Annotated in this window: 4 protein-coding genes; 1 reads left to right on the top strand and 3 read right to left on the bottom strand. The window is 77.4% G+C overall.

Features of this window, described 5'->3' with window-relative positions:
* Positions 1-352 precede the first annotated feature (352 nt).
* Positions 353-1,201 carry a DUF4397 domain-containing protein gene (locus tag HLB09_RS14210; RefSeq protein ID WP_171203995.1) on the bottom strand — a complete coding sequence of 283 codons (849 nt, stop codon included), beginning with the start codon at positions 1,199-1,201 and terminating at the stop codon, positions 353-355.
* A 270-nt stretch (positions 1,202-1,471) separates the two neighbouring features.
* Here HLB09_RS14210 and HLB09_RS14205 point away from each other — a divergent pair, with 270 nt between their 5' ends.
* Positions 1,472-2,086 (top strand): hypothetical protein, encoded by a 615-nt coding sequence (locus HLB09_RS14205; protein WP_171203994.1) that lies wholly within the window; start codon positions 1,472-1,474, stop codon positions 2,084-2,086.
* Positions 2,087-2,105: 19 nt separating this feature from the next.
* Here HLB09_RS14205 and HLB09_RS20125 read toward each other — a convergent pair whose 3' ends face one another.
* Together HLB09_RS20125 and HLB09_RS14195 are read right to left on the bottom strand one after the other, a co-directional pair.
* Complete coding sequence (locus HLB09_RS20125; protein WP_171203993.1) at positions 2,106-2,804, bottom strand: response regulator; 699 nt, start codon at positions 2,802-2,804, stop codon at positions 2,106-2,108.
* 66 nt (positions 2,805-2,870) lie between these two features.
* On the bottom strand, positions 2,871-3,425 hold the full coding sequence (locus tag HLB09_RS14195; protein ID WP_171203992.1) for a hypothetical protein: 555 nt from the start codon (positions 3,423-3,425) through the stop codon (positions 2,871-2,873).
* Positions 3,426-3,856: the final 431 nt, after the last annotated feature.

Genomic DNA, 3,856 nt, shown 5'->3' with positions numbered 1-3,856 from the left:
GCCGACGAGGGCAGGCCCTCGCCGACGGCCGCGGGCGGGCGCGTCAGCGCCCAGGCCAGCGGCGTCCCGACGGCGACGACGAGGCAGGCGGCGAGCACCGCGGCCAGGCGCCGCGGGGTCGCCGCCGCACGGCGGTCGTCGCCTCCGGTGCTGCGTGCCACGGCCCCTCCGCCCTCGTCCGTCCGTCCGGTCGCGCTCGCGCGACCCCGTTCGTGGTGGTGCTCCCGGGCACTACCGGGGACGGTGCCCGACGTCGCGCGCGGGAGCGCGACGTCGGGCACCGGGTGCCGGTGGCCCGGGGTCGGTCGTCGGGCGACCGGCCCCCGGGTCCGACCTCTCGGGCGCCTCCGGCTCAGGCGCCCTGGTCGGCGCGACGACGGCGCACCATCGTCACCGACACGAGCACGGCACCGCCGGCGGCCAGCGCCGTCAGGGCCGTGAGGCCGGCCGGGAAGCCGGTGGAGGCGTCACCCAGCCCACTGGGCACGCCCGAGGGGTCGGAGCCCAGGTCGTCGACCGTCTGCACCGCGAGCGCCAGGTTCCCGGCCTCGGCCGAGCCCCAGGCGTAGACGATCGTCGAGGCGCCCTCGGCGACGGTCAGGTCGGTCGGGCCGATGGCCGTGGTGTCCGTCCCGGCGAGGTCCACCGCGGCGCTCACGGTGCCCGCCGCCGTCGTCAGCGACTCGCCGTCCGGGTTGGTGAGCCCGCTGATGATCACGGCGTCGTCCGCCAGCACGTCGACGGCCGGCGCGGCCGCCGTGTGGCGCACCGTCACCCGCCCCTCGCCCGCCGGCACGGCCGACGTGTCGTTGACGAAGGGCGTGAGCGTCGGGTCGCCGCTCTCGGTGAGGTGGGCCGCCACGGTGACGTTCCCACCGGCGGGCACCTCCACGCCGTCGGCGCTGATCACCGGGTCCACGCCCTCGACGCTCTCGGTGTCGGCCGGGTAGACCGCGAGGTCGTAGGAGCCGGCGGGCAGCTGCTGCGGGTCCGTGACGGTGCCGGGCTCGAAGTCGTCGAGGAGGCGCTCGCCGTTCGCGTAGACGTCGACGGGGGTGTCCGGGACGCCGTGGAACACCGTCACCGTGGCGGTGTCGCCGCTGCTCGACGCCGCGGCCGGCAGGCCGCCCAGGGCGACGAGGGCGCCGGCGGCGGTGACGGCGAGGGCGCGGCTGCGGACGCGGGACGTGGTGGTGGCCATGGGTGTCGCTCCTGTCGGTCGGTGCCCGGCGAAGGCCGCCGGGAGGTCTGACGGGCACTGGCACCCCTCCTTCCGACCGACCCCGCCCGCTGGATGCACAACCTCTGCACAATCTGTGGACCACTTCTGGCGCGGCCCGTGCCCCGATGGCCCCGAGGCCCCGGTCGTGGCCCGCGGCGCGTGAGAGGAGCATGAGAGCGCCGTGAGGGACCCGTGAGGGTCGGGACCTCCGGACAGCGCCGCGGCACCGGCGCCGCCACGGTGGTCACCATGACGACAGGACGCCTCCGGCAGCCCCGCTCCGCTCGCGCCCGGGCCCTCGCGCTGGCCGCCACCGCCCCCCTCGCTCTCGCCCTCGTCGCCTGCGGGGGTGCGGACGACGCCTCCGGCGGCGGTGCGCCGGCGAGCGCCACCGCCCCCGCGTCCGCGCCCTCCGGGCCGGGTGCGACCACCACCGGACCGGCGGACGCCGCCGACGACGAGGCGCCGGCCTCCCCGCAGGCCCCGGGCGCCACGACGTCCGACCCTGCACCGACGGGCGGAGAGCCGTCGGCCGACGCCGGGGCGCCCGCCGGCGTCCCGCCCTACACGGTCACCGAGACGGAGGAGGAGACGGAGGACGGCGTCCTGGAGGTCGACCTCGACGTCGACGTCCAGCGCGTCCTGACCGAGGACGAGGTCCGGGCCCTCGTCGCGGAGCTGCAGGTCGACCGCCCCGGCGAGGGCGACTACGACCTCAGCGTCAACTGCGGCGCCGCGAGCGACGACGACGACGTGGCTGAGGCCGAGTGGGCCGTCGGCGACGCCGCCCTCCGGGCGAGCGGCCTCGCGCAGGGGGAGGTCCGGGTCGAGCTCGAGGCCGACGCCCGCTGCGGCGCCGCCTGACGCCGGCGCGGTCGTCCCCTCAGCCGCGGGGGGCCGGGGCGTCGACCGAGAGCCGGTACCCCTGCCCGCGGACGGTGAGCACGACCCGCGGCCGGGACGGGTCGTGCTCGACCTTGGCCCGCAGCCGGTGGACGTGGACGTCGACGACGCGGACGTCCCCGAACCAGGTGCGCCCCCACACGCGCTCGAGCAGCTCCTCGCGGGAGAGGACCCGGCCGGGCTCGGCGGCCAGCTCGACCAGGAGCCGCTGCTCGGTGCGGGTGAGGGCCACGGGCTCCCCGCGCACCAGCACGTCCCCGCTGCCGGGGCGCACGACGACGTCGCCCAGCGGCACCTCCCGGGACGTCGGGACGGCGGTGGCCCGGCGCACGAGGGCGCGCACGCGGGCGGTCAGCTCCTTGGCCACGAAGGGCTTGGTGACGTAGTCGTCGGCGCCCGCCTCGAGACCGGCCACCACGTCGTGGCTGTCGTCGCGGGCGGACACCACGACGACGGGCACGAGGCTGCTCCGACGGACCTCCCGCAAGACCTCCAGGCCGTCGACGTCCGGCAGCCTCAGGTCGAGCAGGACCACGTCGACGTCGCGCTCGGCGAGCACGGCGAGGGCCTCGCCTCCCGTGCCCGCCGGCACGACGTCGAAGCCCTCCGAGCCGAGGACGAGGCTGATGACCCGGCGCAGGCCGGGGTCGTCCTCGACGACGAGAGCGGAGCGGGGCACCCCGGCAGTCTGACCGAGGTGCCCCGCTCGTGCGTGCCGGGCGCGCGCAGCGCCCGCGCCCTCAGATCAGCTGTCCTCCTCGACGCCGACGTCCACGGCGTCGGCCGAGAGGTAGGTCTGACCCTCCCACTCGGCGTAGAGCTCGTCGTCGAGGTCGACGCCCAGGTCGGCCTCGACCTCGGTGAGGACGAAGACCTCCTCCACGGTGCCGGACACGTCGACCTCCTGGTCCGGCTGGACCATCGAGGCGGTGTCGGACCCGGCGTCGACGACGAGGAGCGGCTCGAGGCCGCTGCCGTCGCCGGCGATGGTGAACGAGGTGTCGTCGAGGACCTCGTCCACGGACGCCGACAGGGTCACCTCCTGGCCGATGAGGTCGTCCTGCTGGTCCGCGTAGCTGGTGTCGTAGAGGCCGTCGTAGGCGTAGTCGCCCTCGCCGTCGACCTCGACCTCGCTCTCGGCCTCGTTGACGTCCTCGACGCTCGTGCCGTCCTCGTCGCCGGCCGTGTCGCCGCAGGCGCCGAGGCCCAGGGCGAGGGCGGCGGCGCCGCCGACGGCGACGAGGCCGCGCAGGGGGCGGCGGACGGCGGTGGTGCTGCGGGTGCGGGTGCGGGTGGTCATGGGTCCTCCTGTGGTCGTCGCGCCTGGCCGGTGGCTCGACCGCTCGCGCAGGTCGTGCGTCCGGGCCCGGGGCCCGTGGCCGGTGGGGAGCTGCTCTCCCCCGGCACGCCCTCGACCCTGGACGGCGACGCGCCCTCCCTCGCGCCAGGACGGCCCTGCGCGGCGTCCTGTCACGCGGCTGTCACACGAGGGGGCCGGAGATGACGAGATGACGGCGCGCGGGCGCGGACCCGGACGCGGGCGGGGGACGGCGACCGCGGCGAGCGCGCGCGTCAGCCGGGGGCGCCGCCCGGCTAGCGTCGGACCGGTGGACGGGGTGGGCGGTCGTCGGTCGCGGGCACGCCGCTCGAGTCCCCTGCGTCCCGTGCCGGCCGCCCTGGTCGGCGCCGGCGCCGCGCTCGTGCTCCTGGGCGCCCCGGCGGTGGTGGGGG

It is taken from the genome of Pseudokineococcus marinus (assembly GCF_013004605.1).
In the GTDB taxonomy this organism is placed as follows: Bacteria; Actinomycetota; Actinomycetes; order Actinomycetales; family Quadrisphaeraceae; genus Pseudokineococcus; species Pseudokineococcus marinus.
This window is presented reverse-complemented; position numbering and strand designations above follow the sequence as displayed.